This window comes from Micromonospora sp. NPDC049102 (assembly GCF_043197485.1).
Lineage (GTDB): Bacteria > Actinomycetota > Actinomycetes > Mycobacteriales > Micromonosporaceae > Micromonospora.
In genome coordinates this window covers 68494-86469 of sequence record NZ_JBICTE010000008.1, presented here as the reverse complement: position 1 = coordinate 86469, position 17976 = coordinate 68494, and the positions used below count along the sequence as shown (strand labels likewise).

Sequence of the window (17976 nt, the reverse complement as noted above, 5' to 3'; positions counted from 1 at the left end):
TCGCCAGCGTACCGACCGGGGCCCGCGAGTCGGTATCGCTCCGCCGCGCCGCCACGCCCGCGATACTGGCCCGGCGGGAGGTGCGGCGGTGAACTCGGCGGACAGCGCGGCGGTGGTGGTCGGCGTGGACGGCTCGGAGCCGTCCCTGCGCGCCGTGCGCCTGGCCGCCGTCGAGGCGGTTCGCCGGCACCGGCCGCTGCGGGTGGTACACGGTTTCATCTGGCCGCTGCTGCACGTGCCCGTCGCCCCAGGACCTGACGCACCGCCGGGCGCCGGCCTGCGCCAGCGGGCCACCGAGCTGGTCGCGCGAGCGGTGGCCGAGGCCGAGGCGACCACGCCCGGGTTGCCGACCTCCGGGGAGATCATCGACGGCGAGGCCGCAGCGGTGCTGGTGGGTGAGTCCCCCACCGCCGCGCTCGTCGTGCTCGGCGACCGTGGGCTGGGCGGCTTCTCGGCGCTCGTCGTCGGCTCGGTGGCGGTGCAGGTCAGCGCGTACGCCGATTGCCCGGTGCTGGTGGCCCGCGGCACGCAACGGCCCGACGGGCCGGTCGTGGTCGGGATCGACGGCTCGCCGGCGTCGCTGCTCGCCGCCGACTTCGCGGCCGAGACCGCGGTGACGCGCGGCGTGCCGCTGCGCGCGGTGCACGCCTACCGGCACCCCGGCAGCAGCGGTCCGGGCGACATGCAACCCCTGGTGTACGACGAGGCGCAGCTGCACGGGGAGCAGGAGAAGCTGCTCACCGGCTGGCTGGACGAGCTGCCCGCACGCCATCCGGGATTGCGCCTGACGTGCCGGGCGACGCGCGAGCGTGCCGGCGCGGCGCTGGCCGAGGCGTCCCGTGACGCCCAACTGCTGGTCGTCGGCGGGCAGGGGCGCGGCGAGGTGACCGGGTTGCTGCTGGGGTCGGTGAGCCAGTCGGTGCTGCACCACGCACGGTGCCCGGTCGCCGTGGTCCGCGGCCCCCGCTGACGGCCCCGGGGTTGGGCTGCCCCCCAACGGGTAGACGGCCGCGGTACGCCAACGGCGACGAAGGAGGCAGCAGATGCCAGGACCACGGCCGGGCAGCAACGCGTACGACAAGCAGCGGGCGCGGTTGCGCAACGCGATCGACGACTCCGGACGCCGGGTACCCGACGGCAAGGCCAACCAGGTCGCCAACCGGATCCTCCAGGAGGATCGCGGCCAACGGGGCGTCGTCCGCGGTGAGCGCACCTACGGGCCCAAGAGCGAACGCGAACCAGGCGACCCGAAGTGAGGAGCGTCGACCTGGCCGACGGTGCCATCGCGGGCGCTGTTGGCAGCACCGCGCTGAACGTGGTCGGCTACCTGGACATCGCCCTTCGGGCGCGACCGGCGAGCAGCACGCCGGAGGAGACCGTCGACCGGCTGGCCCACATCGCGCACGTGAATCTGGGGTCGGGGCCCCGGGCGGCCACCCGCCGCTCGGGGCTCGGGCCCCTGATCGGGTACGGGCTGGGCATCGCCGCCGGCATGGCGTTCGCGGCCTACGCGGGCGGGCGGCGGCAGCCGATTCCGCTGGCGACCGGCGTGCTCGGGGCCGGCGTCATGGCGATGACCGACGGGTCCATCACGGCGCTCGGCATCAGCGATCCCCGTACCTGGCGACGCTCGGACTGGATCTCCGACATCATCCCCCACCTGGCGTACGGACTCACGGCCGCCGCGACCTGGAACAGGTTGCGGCGGCCGTGAGCACGATCGTCAGGCGCGGGTGTCGCTGTCGTCCTCGGCGACCGGCTCACCCGCCGGGCCGTACGGCGACACCTGCCCCTTGGGCACCGGCCGACCGACGTCCCCGCGCGACGAGCCACTGTTGAGCGGGTGCCCGGTCGGTCCGGGCCCCTTGCTGTCCTGGCTGGTCGCTCCCTTGGCGTTACGCCGGAACTCCTCCTGCTGCGGGTTGACCACGAGCGTCTCCCTCCCGGTACGGCAGGCGGCATCGACCGCCTCCACCGGCCGCATACCCGCCGCGCCCGAGCGCATTCTCCGTCGCGGCAGGCGTCGGGAGGGCTAGCCGGACGCCGAGCGGGTACCCCTTGCGGTGTGGGTGACGATCGAGCCGTCGTGCGGGTCCTGCTGGACCGGCGCGGCCACACGTACGCCGAGGAGGCCGGCATCAGCCTGGCCGACCGCCCCGGTCCGCTGTACCAACTGCTGGTGCTGGCCACCCTGCTGAGCACCCGCATCCGCGCGTGCGTGGCGGTCGACGCCGCGCGCGAGCTGTTCACCGCCGGCTACCGCACACCGCAGGCGATGGAGGCGGCGAGCTGGCAGCAGCGCGTCGACGCGCTGGGCCGTGGTCACTACCGCCGCTACGACGAGCGCACCGCCACCATGCTCGGCACCGGCGCCCGGCTGTGTCTGGACCGCTGGCACGGCGACCTGCGGCGGCTGCACCGCGACGCCCAAGGCGACCCGGCCGGGCTACGCCGACGGCTCACCGAGTTTCCCGGCATCGGGCCCACCGGCGCGGACATCTACCTGCGCGAGGCACAGACCGTCTGGTCGGATCTGCGCCCGTACGCGGACCGACGGGCCCTCGCCGGCGCGAAGCGGCTGGGTCTGCCGGGCTCACCGGACCGGCTGGCCTCGCTGGTCGACGAGCCGGACTTCGGCCGGCTCGCCTCGGCGCTGGTCCGGGTGGCGCTCGGCGAGGAGTCAGCCGGTGAGGTCACCCGCGTCGCCGCCGGGTGAGCCCAGTCACTTGACGGTCTTGTCGCCCGGTCGGGTCAGGTGCCACACCAGCAGCGCGGCGAGCAACGCCAGGACGATGACCCCGCCGGAGATGCCACGGCCCTCCTCGGGGCTGCGGCCGGTGCTGCCGAAATAGATCACCGCGAGGCCGGCGAGGACGGTGACGAACGTACGCAACCCTCGGTCCTTCACGTACCGCACGGTAGGTGCGCGGCAGCCGCCCGGGGCCGTTTCGCGCGTTCTGTCCCTCGTTCAGGCGATACGCTCATCGCTCGGTGACGAAGCCGCGCAGCCGCACACGCCGCACGGCGCGGTCGGCGACCTGCACCACCTCCATGGTCAACCCGGGCAACCGCACCGTCTCGCCCGGCGCCCCCGGCAGGTGCCCCAACCGGGCCAGCACCAGCCCGGCCACCGTCGTGTACTCCCGGGACAGGGGGAAACTCAGCCGCACGCCCACATCGGGCAGGTCGTGCAGCGGGAAGTCGCCCGGCACCAGCAGCGACCCGTCCGGCTCCCGGACCACACCGCGCACGTCACGGTCGGTCTCGTCATACAACTCCCCCACCACCTCAGCCAACAGATCCTCCAACGTGACGATGCCGTCGATGCCGCCGTGCTCGTCGACGACGAGGGCCAACTGCTGGTGCTCCTGCCGCAACTGCCGCAACGCGTCGGCGACCGGCAGGGTGACCGGCAGCAGCAGCGGTGGCCGGGCCTGCTCCCCCACCGTGCCGCCCTCGGCCCGCACCAGGTCACGGATGTGCACCACGCCGATCACCTCGTCCAGCCCACCCGGGCCGACAACCGGCGCGCGCGACCGGCCGGCTACACCGAGCAGGCGTACGCCCTGGTCGGCAGGCAGACCGGTCGGCAGCGTCGTCACCTCCCGGCGGGCCACCAGGATCTCCCGCAGCGTCCGACCGGCGATGTCGAACGCGCCGGTCAGGATCTCCCGCTGCTGCGTCGACAGACCCCGCTGACTGGCCAGCATCTCCCGCAGCTCCTCCTTTGTCGTCTCCTCACGGCTGGCCCTCGGGTTCCCGCCGGCCAGGCGGACCACCACGTCGGTCGCCCAGCTGAGCAGCCACACCGCCGGGCGGGACACCCGGGCGAGCAGGTCCAGCGGCCCGGCGCTCAGCAGCGCCCACCGCTCGGCCCGCTGCATGGCCAGCCGCTTCGGCGCCAACTCGCCGATCACCAGCGTGACGAAGGTCAGTGCCACCGTCACCAGCAGCACCGAGGCCGGGCGGGCCGCCCCGCCGAGGAAACCCAGCGGACCGACCAGCGGCTGGGCGAGCGACACGGCCGCCGCCGCCGAGGCGAGGAACCCGGCCAGGGTGATGCCGAGCTGGATGGTGCCCAGATAGCGGTTCGGGTCCCGGGAGAGCCGGACCAGCCGCTCGCCGGCCCGGCCCCGCCGACCCAACCGCCGCAACTGCCCCTCGCGCAGTGTCACCAGCGCCATCTCGCTGCCCGAGAGCGCGGCGTTGACCAGCACCAGGACGGCCACCAGCGCCAACTGCCCCAGCTGACCACCCACCACACACCCCCGTCGACCACCTCAGGCCACTCAACCGCAGCGCGCCCCGCTCCCGGGTGCGTTTGGTCGACAGGCGTTCAGTCGACCTCCAGGTCGTCCAGCGAGATGGAGTGCGTCATCAACCACCGGGCCAACGCCGTCATGCCGAACAGCCACAGCGGCACCGACTCGGTGGGCCCGTTCGTCGCGTAGATGGCGAACCGCAGGTCCGGGGCGCGGTACGCCTCGATCCGCCACTGGTGCTGCCGGTCCCGCCAGACCGCCGAAGGGTCCATGGCGTCACCGTAGGTGACCGGGACCGGTCCGGGGGCCGAGACCGCGCCACTCCAGGCGACCGTTGCGCCCTGCTGGCCCTACCGCGGCTGCTCCAACACGGGATGCGCATCATGAACCTCACCCATGGTCATCTGCCACGTCGACCGTCGCTCGGCTACGCAGCGTCTGGCTAGGGCCCGGCCCGCAACACCCCTCACGGACCTTTGCTCATATGACCCTACGTAACTGTTTCCTCTGTTGAAGCAGAGCAAAGGAGGCGCAGGTCGTCGGGTTGGGACCCACCGCCAGCACGCAGGGTAACGGTGGCACGGGCCGTGCGGCGTCACGAACAGTGGCAGCGCAGGTGAGCCCGAAGCCCGATCGGCACCACGATGAGCGCGGCGACCAGGGCCGCACCCGCAGCACGCGCGCGTCCGGCCCGGCTCAGGTGACGACGACCCGGGCGTCGTCGGGCAGCCGGCGGGTGACACCGCGCCGGTCGAGCAACTCCAGCAGCGGCACCGCCACCCGACGCGTCGTGTCCAGCGCCTGCCGGGCCGCCGACAGGGTGAACGGCTGGGGAAGCCCGGCCAGCACGGTGACCGCCGCGTCGAGCGCGTCGGGCAGCAGCACCACGCTGTCGGCCAGCCGCAGCAGAGCGCCGGCGCGCACCGCCGCCCCGATCTCCCGGGGGCCCAGGCCCAGATCGACGAGGTGGTGCGCCTCCGGGGCCCGAAACGGGCTGTCGGCGTACTCGGCGCGGACCCGCTGCACGGCGCGCGCCACCGGCTCCGGCAGGGCGTCGACGGCGGCCGTGCCGATCCGGCCGGCATGCACCCGCAGCGGCGGACGTACCAGCGCCTCGACCAGCGCCCGGTCGGGCAGGGCGAGACGTTGGCGCAGCGCGTCCACCGGCATGCCCGCCTCCAACGGGTGCTCCCGCGCGTAGCGGGTGACCTCCTCGGTCACCTGGTCGCCGAGCCGCCGCCAGTGCCCCGGGTCGGCCAGCCAGTCGCCGGCCACCGGAGTGGCCTGCACCGGCACGCCCATGCGCCGCAGCGCGCCGACCCGGACCAGCCGACGGCGGCGCAGCTCACCGGCCAGGTCGGGACGACCGTCCAACTCGGCGAGAACCGCCGCGCGGGCGGCCGCCGCGCCTCGACGGGACAACGGCGGCGGCGCGACGTCGAGGACCCGTACGCCGCCGGCCACGTGGTGACGGCCGGGATCGCGCAGCAGCGCCCGGTCGCCGACCAGCAACGGCAGCGGGCGGGCCAGTCGGAGACGGACGGTGTCCACGCCGAGCGGCCGGACCCGCACCGGCACGGCCGCCGATCCGACGTGCAGGGTGAGGGTGGCCGGCAGGTCCGCCGCGGGGTCACCGGCGAGCCGTACGTCGACGAGGTCGGTGCGGTGGAACCGCCCCGGCGTGAGCAGCGCGTCACCACGGCCGAGCCGGTCCCGGGGCGTACCCCGGAGGTTGACCGCCACCCGGGCCACGGCCGACGCCTCCGGTCGGGCCTCGCCCAGACAGTGCAGGCCGCGGACCCGGACCGGCTCGTCGGCCCCGGCCAGCTCCAGGACGTCGCCGACACGCAACCGGCCGGCGCCCAGGGTTCCGGTGACGACGGTGCCGCTGCCGCGCACGGTGAAGCTGCGGTCCACCCAGAGGCGCACCGGGGCGTCCACGACGGGGTCGGGCAGCCGCGCGACGAGCCGGTCCAGCGCGGCCCGCAACTGGGGCAGCCCGGCGCCGGTCAACCCGCTGACCGCCACGGTCTCCACCGCGCCGAGGCTGCTCGCCGCGATCTCGGCCCGGGCACGCTCCGCCGCGGGCGTCGGGTCGGCCAGGTCCGCGCGGGTCACCACCAGCAGGCCGTACCCGACGCCGAGCGCGTCGAGCGCGGCCAGGTGCTCGGCGGACTGCGGCATCCATCCCTCGTCGGCGGCGACCACGATCAGCGCGGCCGGCACCGGGCCGACCCCCGCGAGCATGTTCGGCACGAACTTCTCGTGCCCGGGTACGTCGACGAACGCGATCGTCGCCCCGGACGGCAGCGTCGTCCAGGCGAACCCCAGGTCGATGGTCATGCCCCGGCGGCGTTCCTCGGCCCACCGGTCGGGTTCCATCCCGGTCAACGCCCGGACCAGCGTCGACTTGCCGTGGTCGACGTGCCCGGCGGTGGCGACGACGAACACCTCAGTCGTCCCCGGGTACGCGCAGCACGGCCGCCAGGACCGCGTCGTCGGCGTCGACGGGCACGCAGCGCAGGTCGAGCAGCAGCCGCCCCCGCACGACCCGGCCGAGCACCGGCTGCTCGCCCGTGCGCAGCGGCTCGGCGTACCGCTCGGGCAGGCTCAGCGCCCACGAGTCCAGCTCGACGCCGGGGGCGCCGCCGCCGCCGACCACGGCGACCGCCGGGACGACGTCCGCCTTGCGTCCGTCCGCGCCGAGCCGGTCACGCAGCAGCTCCACCCGGCGGCGCAGGACGGCCGGGTCGGCGTGCAGCGCGGCCCGCGTCGGTGTGTCCGGGCGGTGCAAGGTGGCGGCCAGCGCGGCGAGGGTGAGCTTGTCCACGCGCAGCGCCCGGGCCAGCGGGTGGCGGCGCAGCCGTTCGACGAGCGCGGCGTCGCCGAGCAGCAACCCGGCCTGGGGGCCCCCGAGCAGCTTGTCGCCGCTCGCGGTGACCAGGGCCGCGCCGGCGCGCAGGGTGCTGGCGGCGTCCGGCTCGTCGGGCAGCAACGGCTCTGACGCGAGCAGCCCGGAGCCGATGTCGGCGACCACCGGGACGGCGAGCGTGGCCAGGTGACGCACCGGTGTGCCCGAGGTGAAGCCGGTGATCTGGAAGTTCGACGGGTGCACCTTCAGCACGAAGCCGGTCTGCGGGCCGACGGCCGCGGCGTAGTCGTCGAGGGTGGTGCGGTTGGTGGTGCCGACCTCGCGCAGGCGTGCGCCGGTGCTCTCCAACAGATCGGGCAGGCGGAATCCGTCGCCGATCTCGACCAGTTCGCCCCGGCTGACCACGATCTCCCGGCCGGCGGCCAGCGCCGTGGCCGCGAGCACCAGCGCGGCGGCGCCGTTGTTGACCACGTGCACGGCGGCGGCGTCCGGCACGGCGGCGGCGAGCGCGTCGAGCGCGTCCCGGCCCCGGCGCGCGCGTCGCCCCGTGTGCAGGTCCAGCTCGACGTCGGTGTGCCCGGCGGCGGCGACGACCGCGTCCACGGCGGCGGGTGACAGCGCCGCCCGACCCAGATTGGTGTGCAGCACGACGCCGGTGGCGTTGAGCACCGTCCGGGGACCGGACGCGGGCAACCCGGCGACGGCGGCGTCGAGGACCTCGTCGGGCGCGATCTCACCGCGGCGGGCCCGCTCCTGCGCCCGCGCCACGGCGGCCTTGACCCGGTCCCGGCCGAGGGTGGCGATGGCCGCCGCCAGCCGCGGATCGGCGAGCAGCGCGTCGGTGCGGGGCACCCGACGCCTCGGGTCCTCGCCGCCGTCACGCATCACGTCACTCCTGCCGCCGTTGGCGGAGACGGACGGGAATCGAACCCGCCTGGCCCGGGTCCCGGACCACACCGGTTTTGAAGACCGGGAGGGGCACCAGCCGCCTGAACGCCTCCGTCGCACATTCGATCACAACGCCGGTGCGACCGCTCAGTCAGTGGCCGGATCCACCACGCTCCGCCGGCCGTTCACCCGCTCGCGCTGTGGCACGACCGTGTAGCGGGGATCGCGCGCCGATGCGACGCCCCCGTAGAAGATGCCGAACCGTGTGGCGACCGACGCGCCCAGCAGCGCAGCCCCGGACACCGCCCCGACCGCGCGACTGCGCCGGCCGAGCAGCGCACCGGCCACTCCGGCGACGGTCAGCAGCCGGCCGACACGCAGCAGCCGACCCGGCCGACCCGACCGGTAGGGCTCGCTGAGCAACCCGAGGCGGGTCTCCACCCGGTGCGCGCCGTACAACTCCAGGGCCGCACCGGCCACCGCCATCCGCCGGGCCGGGCCGGCCTGCGCCGGCGGCGCGGCGAGCAGACCCACGCCGGCGCCGCTGGCCAGCGCACTGCCCGCGAAGATGACCGGCAGTTCGGGGTACGCCTCGTGCCACGACGGCACCGCCGTGTCGGCGAGCAGGACCCCGGTGTACGTCGCCAGGGCCGGCGCGGTGGCGGCGGCGACCAGCCCGGCGGCGTGCCCGGCCGGCGGCAGTGCCCGGCCGACCACCCCGAGCAGCCCGTGCCGGGGCAGCCAGCCGGCGGTCTCGGCCATCGCTGCCAGGCCGGCGGCCGGTCCGAACGCGGTGAGGATCCAGGTGCCCACCGACATCGGTGAGGTCAGCTTGGCGACCCGGAACATGTGGTGGAACCGCTCCGGCCGGCCCAGGTCCCTGATCAGGAAGACCGCGCTGGCGCTGACGGCGCCCAACGCGGTGACCCGGCCGGCGCGGCGCAGCACCGGCCGACGGGTGAGCTGGCCTCCCGCGGCCAGCAACGACGAGCCGGCGGCCAGCCCACCGGTGAACAGGTACGCGGCGATGTCCCACTTCCACACGGGTGCCTTGAGGATGGGCCGGCCGTAGTACGAGGTGAACTCGGCCTCGGGGACCCGCAACTCCTCGCCGCCACCGCGACGGCCGCGGCGGGTGCGGCGAGCGGCGTTCTCCGGGGGCTGCGACGTCCGGTCCCCGTGGGCGCGGCGGTTCGGTGGCACGTCCACGTCGGCGCGCTCGTCCGCCTGCCGCTGGGTCGGCAGGTCCGGCCGTGGGGTGGCGAGGCGCTCGCGGAACCGACGGAAGCGGTCCCCCACCACAGGGCGCTCCGGATTCACGAGGATCTCCCGACGAAGGCGGCGACGGTGGCCGCCGCCATCGTCAGCGCGGCGATGCCGGCGCGTTTCCACATCTTCGGCAGGTCGCGGGTGGTCACGACCGGGTCCGGTGGCAGCCCGTACACCTCGGGTTCGTCCAGCAGCAGGAAGAACGCCCCGTCACCGCCCACGCCGTCGTTCGGGTCGTGGCCGTACAACCGCGCCTCGGGGACCCCCCGCTCGTGCAACGTCGCCACCCGTTCGGCGGCCCGCTCCCGCAGCTCCTCCACAGGCCCGTACTGGATCGACTCCGTCGGACACGCCTGCGCACACGCCGGCGTCATCCCCGCACCCAACCGGTCATAACAGAGCGTGCACTTCCACGCCCGACCATCACCTTTACGCTGATCGATCACCCCGTACGGACACGCCGAAATGCAGTACCCACACCCGTTACAGATGTCCTCCTGCACCACCACCGTCCCGAACTCCGTCCGGAACAACGAACCCGTCGGACACACATCCAGACAAGCCGCATGCGTGCAGTGCTTACACACATCCGACATCATCAACCACCGAAAATCCGTACGCTCCCCGACACCCGTACCCCGCCCCGGCGGCTGCGCCCCCGGCATCCCCAGGAACTGCGGCCCCGCGCCCGGCTCGGCCGGACTGTCACGGTCGGCGTCGACCGGCGCGCCGAGGACGTCCGCCGGCGCGGGGCCATGCCCGGCCGCGCGGGGCTGCTCGACGAACGCCACGTGCCGCCACGAGTTCGCGGTCAACGCGCCCGTGTTGTCGTACGACATGCCCAGCAGGTCCAGCCCGCTCTCCGGAACGTCGTTCCACTCCTTGCACGCCACCTCACACGCCTTGCACCCGATACACACGCTCGTGTCGGTGAAGAACCCCATCCGGGGTGGCGCGTTCTCATACCCGGCCTCGGGTGCCGGGTCCAACGGTCCGTAGAGGCTGTTCGGGTCAGGAATCACCGCTGCCCTCCCCGTCCTGCTCGGTGGTGACGGCCGGCGCGTGTCCACCCGGGACGATCCCGGCACGTCGTTGGTAGTCGGCCACCAGGTCGAGCAGCGCCGGCCCGGTGGGACGACGGCCGGGCCGCACGTCGCAGGTGCCGACCTTGCTCTCCTGGATCAGGACGTTGGGGTCCAGGGTGATGCCGAACAGGTCGTTGGCCGAGTCGCCGGTGACCAGACCCTCGAAACCGAAGTGGTACGGCAGCCACACCTGGTGGATGACCCGTCCCTCCACCCGCAGCGGCCGGAGCCGGTCGGTCACCAGCACCTTCGCCTCGATCACCGCCCGACCGCTGACCAGGTGCGCCCACCCGAGGTGCGCCAACCCGGCCTCGGCGGCCAACTCGGGTGACACCTCGACGAACATCTCCGGCTGCAACTCCGCCAGCGTGCGGACCGTCCGGCTCATCCCACCCGCGGTGTGGTGCTCGGTGAGCCGACTGACCGTGAACACGTACGGGAAGACCTGGCTGTGCTCCTGCGGCGGACTCGGGTTGACCGAGTTCACCGGGTGCGCGTACGACTTGCGCGTCGGGTTGGCCTGCTGGCGATAGAGCGGGTTGCGCACCGGCGACTCGACCGGTTCGTAGTGGGTGGGCAGCGGCCCGTCCAGGACGCCGCTGGGCGCGTACAGCCAGCCCTTGCCGTCACCCTGCATGACGAACGGGTCGTCACCGGCGATCCCCTCCGGACCGGACGCGCCGACGGGCGGCCGGTACGACGGCGGTTTGGTCTTCTCGAAGTCCGGCACGTCGTAGCCGGTCCACTCGGCCCTGTCCGGGTCCCACCAGACGTACCTCTTGCGTTCGCTCCACGGGTTGCCGTCCGGGTCGGCCGAGGCACGGTTGTAGAGGATGCGGCGGTTCGCCGGCCACGCCCAACCCCACTCGGCGGCCACCCAGTCCTGCTCGTGTCGGGACTTGCGCCGGGCCGCCTGGTTGACGCCGTCGGCGTACACCCCGGTGTAGATCCAGCAGCCGACGGCGGTGGAGCCGTCGTCGCGGGCCTCGGCGAAGCTGGCCAGCGGCCGGCCGGTCGTCACGTCGTACCCGTTGATCTCACGCAGCACCGACTCGGCGCTCGGCTCCGCGTTCGGACCGTGGGTGGGGTAGTCCCAGGTGAGGTCGAGCAGCGCCCGGTCGCGCGGCAACGGCGAACCGGCCAGCTTCTCGCGCAGCTTACGGCCGAGGTGGTAGAAGAACCACAGCTCGGAGCGGGCGTCGCCCGGCGGCTCGACGGCCTTCTCCCGCCACTGCAACAACCGCTGCGTCTGCGTGAACGTGCCCTCCTTCTCGACGTGCGACGCCGCCGGCAGGAAGAACACCTCGGTCCGGCACTCCTCGGGCACGATCTCGCCGGTGGCCACCTCGGGGCCGTTCTTCCAGAACGTCGCACTCTCAATCATGAACAGGTCCCGGACCACGAGCCAGTCGAGGTTCGCCATGCCGAGACGTTGGGCACGGCCGTGCGCCGAACCCACCGCAGGGTTCTGCCCGAGCAGGAAGTAGCCCTTCGTCTTCCCGTCGATCATGTTGAGGACCTGCTGGTAGGTGCCGTGGTCACCGGTCATCCGAGGCAGGTAGCCGTAGCCGAAGTCGTTCTCCGGCGTCGCGGCATCACCCCAGTACGCCTTGAGCAGGCTGGCCGCGAACGACCGCGCGTTGCCCCAGAAGCCCTTCTGCCCCGGGTGCCGGATGCTGTCCACCCACTCGTCGAAGGTGGCGTGGTCGGCGTGGTGGGGCATCGGCAGGTAGCCGGGCAGCAGGTTGAACAGGGTCGGGATGTCGGTCGACCCCTGAATGCTCGCGTGTCCGCGCAGCGCCATGACCCCGCCCCCGGGACGGCCCATGTTGCCCAGGAGCAGCTGGATGATGGCCCCGGCGCGGATGTACTGCACGCCGACGCTGTGCTGCGTCCAGCCCACCGAGTAGACCAGCATGCCGGTGCGTTCCCGGCCGGAGTTCGCGGTCCAGGCCCGGGCCAACTCCAGGAACTTGTCCTGCGGGATGCCGCAGACCCGCTCGACCATCTCGGGGGTGTAGCGGGCGTAGTGCCGCTTGAGGATCTGGTAGACGCAGCGCGGATGCCGCAACGTCTCATCGCGCTGCGTCTGCCCGCCCACACCCGCGCCGTGCGACTCGTGCTCCAGGCCGGCGGCGGTGTCCCGCTCCTTCGCGGTGTGTCCGCTGCCCGAGGAGTCCTCGTGCCCCTCGTACTGCCAGCTGTCCTGCACGTAGCTGCCGGTCTCGGGATCGAAGCCGGAGAAGAATCCGTCGCCGTCCTCGGTGTCCTCGAACTGGTCGCTGACGATGGTGGCGGCGTTGGTGTACGCGAGGACGTACTCCCGGAAGTCCAACTCGTTGTCGAGGATGTACCGGATCACCCCACCCAGCAGCGCGATGTCCGTCCCCGCCCGGATCGGCAGGTACACGTCGGCCACCGCACTGGTCCGCGTGAACCGCGGGTCCACATGGAACACCTTCGCCCCACGGCGCTTGGCCTCCATCACCCACTGGAACCCGACCGGATGCGCCTCGGCCATGTTCGAACCCTCGATCACGATGACGTCGGAGTTCGACAGGTCCTGCTGGAACTGGGTGGCGCCGCCGCGACCAAAGCTGGCCCCCAGACCGGGGACGGTGGCGGAGTGTCAAATACGCGCCTGGTTCTCGATCTGCAACGCCCCCATCGCGGTGAACAACTTCTTGATGAGGTAGTTCTCCTCGTTGTCCAGCGTCGCCCCACCAAGACTGGAGATACCCAGCGTGCGGTTCAGCGGCCGGCCCCGCTCGTCCACGTCCTCCCAGGTCTCCTCGCGTGCCGCGAGGATCCGGTCGGCGATCATGTCGAGTGCCGTGTCGAGGTCGAGGTCCTCCCAGTCGGTCCCGTACGGCCGGCGGTAGCGGACGGTGGTCTGCCGCAACGGACTCGTCACCAGGCTCTTACTCGCCGCACCCTTCGGACACAACCGACCCCGCGAAATCGGCGAGTCCGGATCACCCTCGATCTGCGTGACCCGCCCGTCCGCGACGAACACCCGCTGACCACAACCCACCGCACAGTACGGACACACCGACCGCGCCACAGAGTCAGCGGTCTCCGTACGAGCCGTCAGCGACAGGGATCGGGCCGACTTGGCCGCGGCGCCCCGCCCCAACGGGTCGGTGCCGGTGAGCTGGCGGTACACCGGCCAACCCTCGATGAACGTCCGCAGACCCATCCCCGACACCCCCTTCCACGCGAGCGACCCCACGAACATAGGTCAGATGAGGAGTCTTCGCTAATCGAGGGTCCGCCGCCCCTCGTGGGGTCGGTCTCGGCGGCCCAGGCGCCACGTCAGGGCCGGGACCACCACCGCCGCGGCGACGAGGTGCAGCACGACGAGAGCGGCGACGGTGGCGGCAGCGGCCCCGCAGAGCAGGGGCGGGACCAGCGAGATCGCGGTCAACGCCACCGCCGTCCACAGGAACCGCTCGGCGGGACGCGCGCTGAACCGACCAAGGGCGACGGCGAGGACGACGCCCACGAGCGAGAAGACGCCCGTCACCACGGCGAACCCGGCCAACGGGATCACCTCGCCGCCGTCGGGAACCGCGAAGTCGACACCGACGGCCCCGGCGAACGCGGCGACGAGGGTCGTCGCGGCCACCGCCGCCAGGGTGGCAGCCAGACCGACACCCGCCAGATTGTGGAGCAGGTGGCTACGGTTGGTCGGGGCCGAGACGGTCACTGTGCACCACCCGCCGGCAGGCGCTGCGGCAGCCCCAGCCGCGCCTCGCGCAGCATGGTGGCGAGCCGGCCGATATCCGTGGCGACGCTCGCCTCGGTGAAGTGCCGCACCAGCTCGCGCGTCCCGGCGTCCTGGTCGCCACCGGTCCAGTCCTGCCGCTCGGCGGGCAGATGCTCCCGCATACCCGCACGAGCCCGCTGCAGGGCGCTGTTCAGCGAGTTGACCGAGTCGCCGAGCAGGTCGGCGACGTCCTTCGCGGGCCAGCCGAGCACGTCCCGCAGGACCAACACGGCCCGTGGACGCGGCGCGAGGTGCTGCACCGCCACCACGTACGCCAGCTCGATCGTCTCCCGCGCGACCGCCGCCTTCTCCGGATCGTCCGCGTCGCCCGCCGGCAGCTCGTCGAGCAGCCGGTCCGGGTACGGCTGCAACCACCGCACCTCGCCGCCCCTGGCCGGCTCCGGACGGCACCGGGCCAGCAGGTCCAGGCAGGCGTTCGTGGCGATCCGGTACAGCCAGGCCCGCACCGTCGACCGCCCGGCGAACGTCTCCCGCCGCCGCCAGGCCCGCAGGAACGTCTCCTGCACCGTGTCCTCGGCATCCTCGAACGACCCGAGCATCCGGTAGCAGTGCACGTGCAACTCCCGCCGGTGCCGCTGCGCCAACCCCGCGAACGCCGACTCGTCGACGTCGGCCAGAGCGGGGTGTTCCTCCCGCCGCGTGTCCATGTCCATCACGTCATGCTCCCGTCCCGTCGTGTTCCGTCACAGCTATGACGGGCGCGGGCACGAGAACTCATCACCCGGCGTCGGACGCTCCTGAGCGACACCCGGACCGGCTGGCGTTACCCTGACACCATGCAGGCCGTCTCGCCCCCCGCGACCGGCGTGGTCTTCCTGGCCCGCCCGGGTCGTCCGGCTGTCGTGGCGCGAACGCTCACCGAACTGGCCGGCCCCACTCGCGGCGTGGTGGAGTTGCCGGTGCGGTTGATGTGGAACGCCGAACGCACCTTCGACCTCGGCGACCCCGACCAACTGCTCTGGATGTACGAGAACGTGCTGCGCGAGACGGCCAGCGCCGACGACCTGCGGGCCCTGATCAACGGGCGGACCCTGCGGCGGGTGTGGCGCCTGCTCAACCTTCCCCGAGGCGTCCGCCTCGCGTGGGAGAGCCGGCACTGCGGCCTGCGCGCGGCGTGATCGCACCACACCTGCACGACTTCTACCGGGAGGTGGCCCGGGTGGCGTTGACCGCCGCCGGGCCGTACCGGTTCGTGCTCGGAGGCGGCGTGGCCTGGGCGGCGCACGGCCTGGTCGCCCGGCCGACCGAGGACGTGGACCTCTTCGCCGACGTGGAGGGTGCCGCCGCCGCAGCCTCGGCCGGAGTGCGCGTGGCGCTGGAGCACGCCGGGTTCACCGTCTCCGACGCGGACCCGGACAGCGAACTCGCCGACCTGTTCGACGGGTACGGCCAGGACATGAAGGATTTCGTGGTCGGCCGCGACGGACGCCAGATCCGGCTCAGCCTGGCCCGACTCGACCGGCAGCAGAGCCCGGTGGTGATGGACCTCGGCCCGGTGATGGACGTACGGGACCTGGTCGCCAACAAGATCGCCGCGCTGGTCAACCGGCGGGAGGTCCGCGACTTCATCGACGTCGCGGCGGCGCTGGAGCACTACGACGTGACGCAGCTACTGGTGCTGGCCCGGCAGGTCGACCCCGCCCTCGACCCGGACGACGTCCGCGCCGCCGGTCGCTACCTCGACCGGCTGTCCGACACACGGTTCGGCCGCTACGGCCTGAACGCGGACGACGTCGCACGGGTACGCCGACGCTTCGCCGCCTGGCCCCGCTGAGCGCGGACGACCGCCGGGGCAGCCACCCGGATCACTTGGTCTTGTCGGGTCCTGCTGGGTGTGCTGGTCCTGGCTCACCGGATCTCCTCGCGCTGGTACGTCCGGTAACGGCTACCCGGCGTCGTCCTGCGGAAACCGGGGCTGACGTGGCGGGAGTGACAGGCGCTGGTTATGGTGCGCGAGGCGCTCACGAGGCGCGTCAACCCCCATGGAAAGGCACGTCATGACCTCTTCCTCCGGTCCGTCGCGTCGCCGGCTGCTCGCCGTCGCCGCCGCCGCGGCGACCGCCCCACTGATCGCCGCCGCCCCCGCCCAGGCGGCAGGCCCGGCCCGGTCGCGCACCTGGGACCTCACGCTGCTCGGCACGTCGGACACGCACGGCAACGTCTACAACTGGGACTACTACCGCGACGCCGAGTACGACGACAGCAAGCACAACGACGTCGGCGTCGCGAAGCTGGCGACCCTGATCAACCAGATCCGTCGCGAGCGGCGGGGCAAGGCGACGCTGGTACTCGACGCCGGCGACACCATCCAGGGCACCCCCCTGGCCACGTACTACGCCAAGCAGGAGCCGATCACCGCCACCGGCGAGAAACACCCGATGGCGCGGGCGATGAACGTCATCGACTACGACGCCGTGACGCTGGGCAACCACGAGTTCAACTACGGCCTGCCGCTGCTGGATCTGTGGGTCCGCCAGCTCGGCTTCCCGGCCCTCGCCGCGAACGCGGTAAACGCGAAGACGGGCAAGCCGGCCTTTTTGCCGTACGTCATCAAGAAGGTCTCCCTCGGCTTCGCCGCGCCGACCCTGAGGGTCGGCATCCTCGGCCTGACCAACCCCGGGGTGGCCATCTGGGACCGGGGCAACGTCGAGGGCAAGCTGCGCTTCGACGACATGATCGCCACCGCCGCGAAGTGGGTGCCGATCATGCGGGCCCGAGGCGCGGACATCGTGCTGATCTCCGCACACGGCGGCGACAGCGGCACCTCCAGCTACGGCCCGGAGCTGCCCAACGAGAACCCGGTGGCGCTGATCGCCCAGCAGGTGCCGGGGATCGACGCGATCCTCTTCGGGCACGCCCACAACGAGGTGGTCGAGCGGTTCGTCACCAACGAGCGGACCGGCGCGCAGGTGCTGCTCTCCGAGCCCTCGAAGTGGGGCCAGCGGCTCACCCGGATGGACTTCACCCTCACCCGTGAGCATGGCCGGTGGACGATCACCAAGAAGGCCGCCACCATGCTGAACACCAACACGGTCGTCGAGGACCCGAAGGTGGTCGCGGCCGTGCGGGCCCAGCACGCCAAGACCGTGGCGTACGTCAACCAGGTGGTCGCCACCTCCACCGTGGAGCTGTCCGCGGCGGAGTCCCGGTACAAGGACACCCCGATCCTCGACTTCATCAACCACGTGCAGACCGAGGTGGTCGACGCGGCGTTGGCCGGCACCGCGTACGCGGACCTGCCGGTGCTGTCGATCGCGGCGCCGTTCAGCCGTACCGCCGTCTTCCCGGCCGGCGACGTCAAGATCCGCGACGTGGCCGGCCTGTACGTGTACGACAACACCCTCGAAGCCGTCGTGCTCAGCGGCGCCGAGGTACGCGCGTACCTGGAATACTCGGCGAAGTACTTCCGCACCCTCGCCCCGGGCGCGACCGTCGACCCGGAGCAGATCAGCGACCCGGCGGTGCCGGACTACAACTACGACGTGATCTCCGGCCTGGACTACGACATCGACATCGCCAAGCCGGTCGGACAGCGCATCACCCGGCTGGTGCTGCCCGGCAGCGACACCCCGGTCGCGGACGACGCGCAGTTCGTGGTGGCGGTGAACAACTACCGGCGCAGCGGCGGCGGCAACTTCCCCGGCATCGTGAAGACCCAGGTCTACAACGCGCAGCAGGAGATCCGACAGCTGCTCATCGACTGGGCGCAGACCAAGGGGACCATCAACCCGGACGACTTCTTCCAGCCCAACTGGCGTCTCGTCCGCGAAGGCGTGCCGGTCTTCTGACCGCGGTGTGGAGACGGGCCGT

The 17976-nt window shown here is 72.7% G+C and carries 18 protein-coding genes and 1 tRNA gene; 7 read left to right on the top strand and 12 right to left on the bottom strand.

The features are described 5' to 3' along the window. The first annotated feature begins 88 nt into the window (after positions 1-88). The 3 genes from ACGFH9_RS11290 to ACGFH9_RS11280 all read left to right on the top strand — a co-directional run bounded on the left by ACGFH9_RS11290 (position 89) and on the right by ACGFH9_RS11280 (position 1714). A complete protein-coding gene (locus ACGFH9_RS11290) occupies positions 89-970 on the top strand; it encodes a universal stress protein (protein ID WP_393217459.1) in 882 nt (293 codons plus the stop codon). A gap of 73 nt (positions 971-1043) precedes the next feature. Beyond that, positions 1044-1256, top strand: coding sequence for a phosphatidylethanolamine-binding protein (locus ACGFH9_RS11285; protein ID WP_088948250.1), 213 nt, complete (start codon positions 1044-1046; stop codon positions 1254-1256). Further along, complete coding sequence (locus ACGFH9_RS11280) at positions 1253-1714, top strand: hypothetical protein (RefSeq protein ID WP_393217457.1); 462 nt, start codon at positions 1253-1255, stop codon at positions 1712-1714. Before ACGFH9_RS11285 ends, ACGFH9_RS11280 begins: the two co-directional genes overlap by 4 nt. A gap of 9 nt (positions 1715-1723) precedes the next feature. On the opposite strand, the gene ACGFH9_RS11275 is transcribed toward ACGFH9_RS11280, so the two are convergent. Next, entirely contained in the window at positions 1724-1975 is a 252-nt protein-coding gene (locus tag ACGFH9_RS11275) for a hypothetical protein (protein ID WP_393217455.1), read from the bottom strand. Positions 1976-2065: 90 nt separating this feature from the next. Between ACGFH9_RS11275 and ACGFH9_RS11270 the strand changes: the two genes are divergently transcribed. Continuing rightward, positions 2066-2716: a hypothetical protein gene (locus ACGFH9_RS11270; RefSeq protein ID WP_355244639.1), complete on the top strand. Its 651-nt coding sequence runs from the start codon at positions 2066-2068 to the stop codon at positions 2714-2716. A gap of 6 nt (positions 2717-2722) precedes the next feature. On the opposite strand, the gene ACGFH9_RS11265 is transcribed toward ACGFH9_RS11270, so the two are convergent. The 11 genes from ACGFH9_RS11265 to ACGFH9_RS11215 all read right to left on the bottom strand — a co-directional run bounded on the left by ACGFH9_RS11265 (position 2723) and on the right by ACGFH9_RS11215 (position 14819). Then, positions 2723-2908, bottom strand: a complete 186-nt coding sequence (locus tag ACGFH9_RS11265; protein ID WP_355244916.1) for a hypothetical protein — start codon at positions 2906-2908, stop codon at positions 2723-2725. Between the two features lie 73 nt (positions 2909-2981). Next, positions 2982-4259 (bottom strand): hemolysin family protein, encoded by a 1278-nt coding sequence (locus ACGFH9_RS11260; protein ID WP_393217453.1) that lies wholly within the window; start codon positions 4257-4259, stop codon positions 2982-2984. Between the two features lie 77 nt (positions 4260-4336). After that, complete coding sequence (locus ACGFH9_RS11255; protein ID WP_145781709.1) at positions 4337-4534, bottom strand: hypothetical protein; 198 nt, start codon at positions 4532-4534, stop codon at positions 4337-4339. A gap of 424 nt (positions 4535-4958) precedes the next feature. After that, positions 4959-6713: a selenocysteine-specific translation elongation factor gene (gene selB / locus ACGFH9_RS11250; protein WP_393217451.1), complete on the bottom strand. Its 1755-nt coding sequence runs from the start codon at positions 6711-6713 to the stop codon at positions 4959-4961. Position 6714: 1 nt separating this feature from the next. After that, entirely contained in the window at positions 6715-8019 is a 1305-nt protein-coding gene (selA, locus tag ACGFH9_RS11245; RefSeq protein WP_393217450.1) for an L-seryl-tRNA(Sec) selenium transferase, read from the bottom strand. Between the two features lie 20 nt (positions 8020-8039). After that, positions 8040-8135, bottom strand: a tRNA-Sec gene (locus ACGFH9_RS11240). 34 nt (positions 8136-8169) lie between these two features. Beyond that, positions 8170-9126, bottom strand: coding sequence for an NrfD/PsrC family molybdoenzyme membrane anchor subunit (nrfD, locus tag ACGFH9_RS11235; RefSeq protein WP_393217625.1), 957 nt, complete (start codon positions 9124-9126; stop codon positions 8170-8172). Between the two features lie 212 nt (positions 9127-9338). Continuing rightward, entirely contained in the window at positions 9339-10310 is a 972-nt protein-coding gene (locus ACGFH9_RS11230) for a 4Fe-4S dicluster domain-containing protein (protein WP_393217623.1), read from the bottom strand. Then, positions 10303-13575 (bottom strand): formate dehydrogenase, encoded by a 3273-nt coding sequence (fdh, locus tag ACGFH9_RS11225; RefSeq protein ID WP_393217448.1) that lies wholly within the window; start codon positions 13573-13575, stop codon positions 10303-10305. The genes ACGFH9_RS11230 and fdh overlap by 8 nt, the downstream gene beginning before the upstream one ends. Positions 13576-13635: 60 nt before the next feature. Beyond that, a complete protein-coding gene (locus tag ACGFH9_RS11220; RefSeq protein ID WP_393217447.1) occupies positions 13636-14085 on the bottom strand; it encodes a DUF6069 family protein in 450 nt (149 codons plus the stop codon). After that, positions 14082-14819, bottom strand: coding sequence for an RNA polymerase subunit sigma-70 (locus tag ACGFH9_RS11215; RefSeq protein WP_393217445.1), 738 nt, complete (start codon positions 14817-14819; stop codon positions 14082-14084). The genes ACGFH9_RS11220 and ACGFH9_RS11215 overlap by 4 nt, the downstream gene beginning before the upstream one ends. A 123-nt stretch (positions 14820-14942) precedes the next feature. Between ACGFH9_RS11215 and ACGFH9_RS11210 the strand changes: the two genes are divergently transcribed. The 3 genes from ACGFH9_RS11210 (at position 14943) to ACGFH9_RS11200 (ending at position 17954) form a co-directional block, all read left to right on the top strand. Further along, positions 14943-15284, top strand: a complete 342-nt coding sequence (locus ACGFH9_RS11210) for a hypothetical protein (protein ID WP_393217443.1) — start codon at positions 14943-14945, stop codon at positions 15282-15284. After that, positions 15281-15940 (top strand): nucleotidyl transferase AbiEii/AbiGii toxin family protein, encoded by a 660-nt coding sequence (locus ACGFH9_RS11205; RefSeq protein ID WP_393217441.1) that lies wholly within the window; start codon positions 15281-15283, stop codon positions 15938-15940. The genes ACGFH9_RS11210 and ACGFH9_RS11205 overlap by 4 nt, the downstream gene beginning before the upstream one ends. A 223-nt stretch (positions 15941-16163) precedes the next feature. Further along, on the top strand, positions 16164-17954 hold the full coding sequence (locus ACGFH9_RS11200; RefSeq protein ID WP_393217439.1) for a bifunctional metallophosphatase/5'-nucleotidase: 1791 nt from the start codon (positions 16164-16166) through the stop codon (positions 17952-17954). Positions 17955-17976 lie beyond the last annotated feature (22 nt).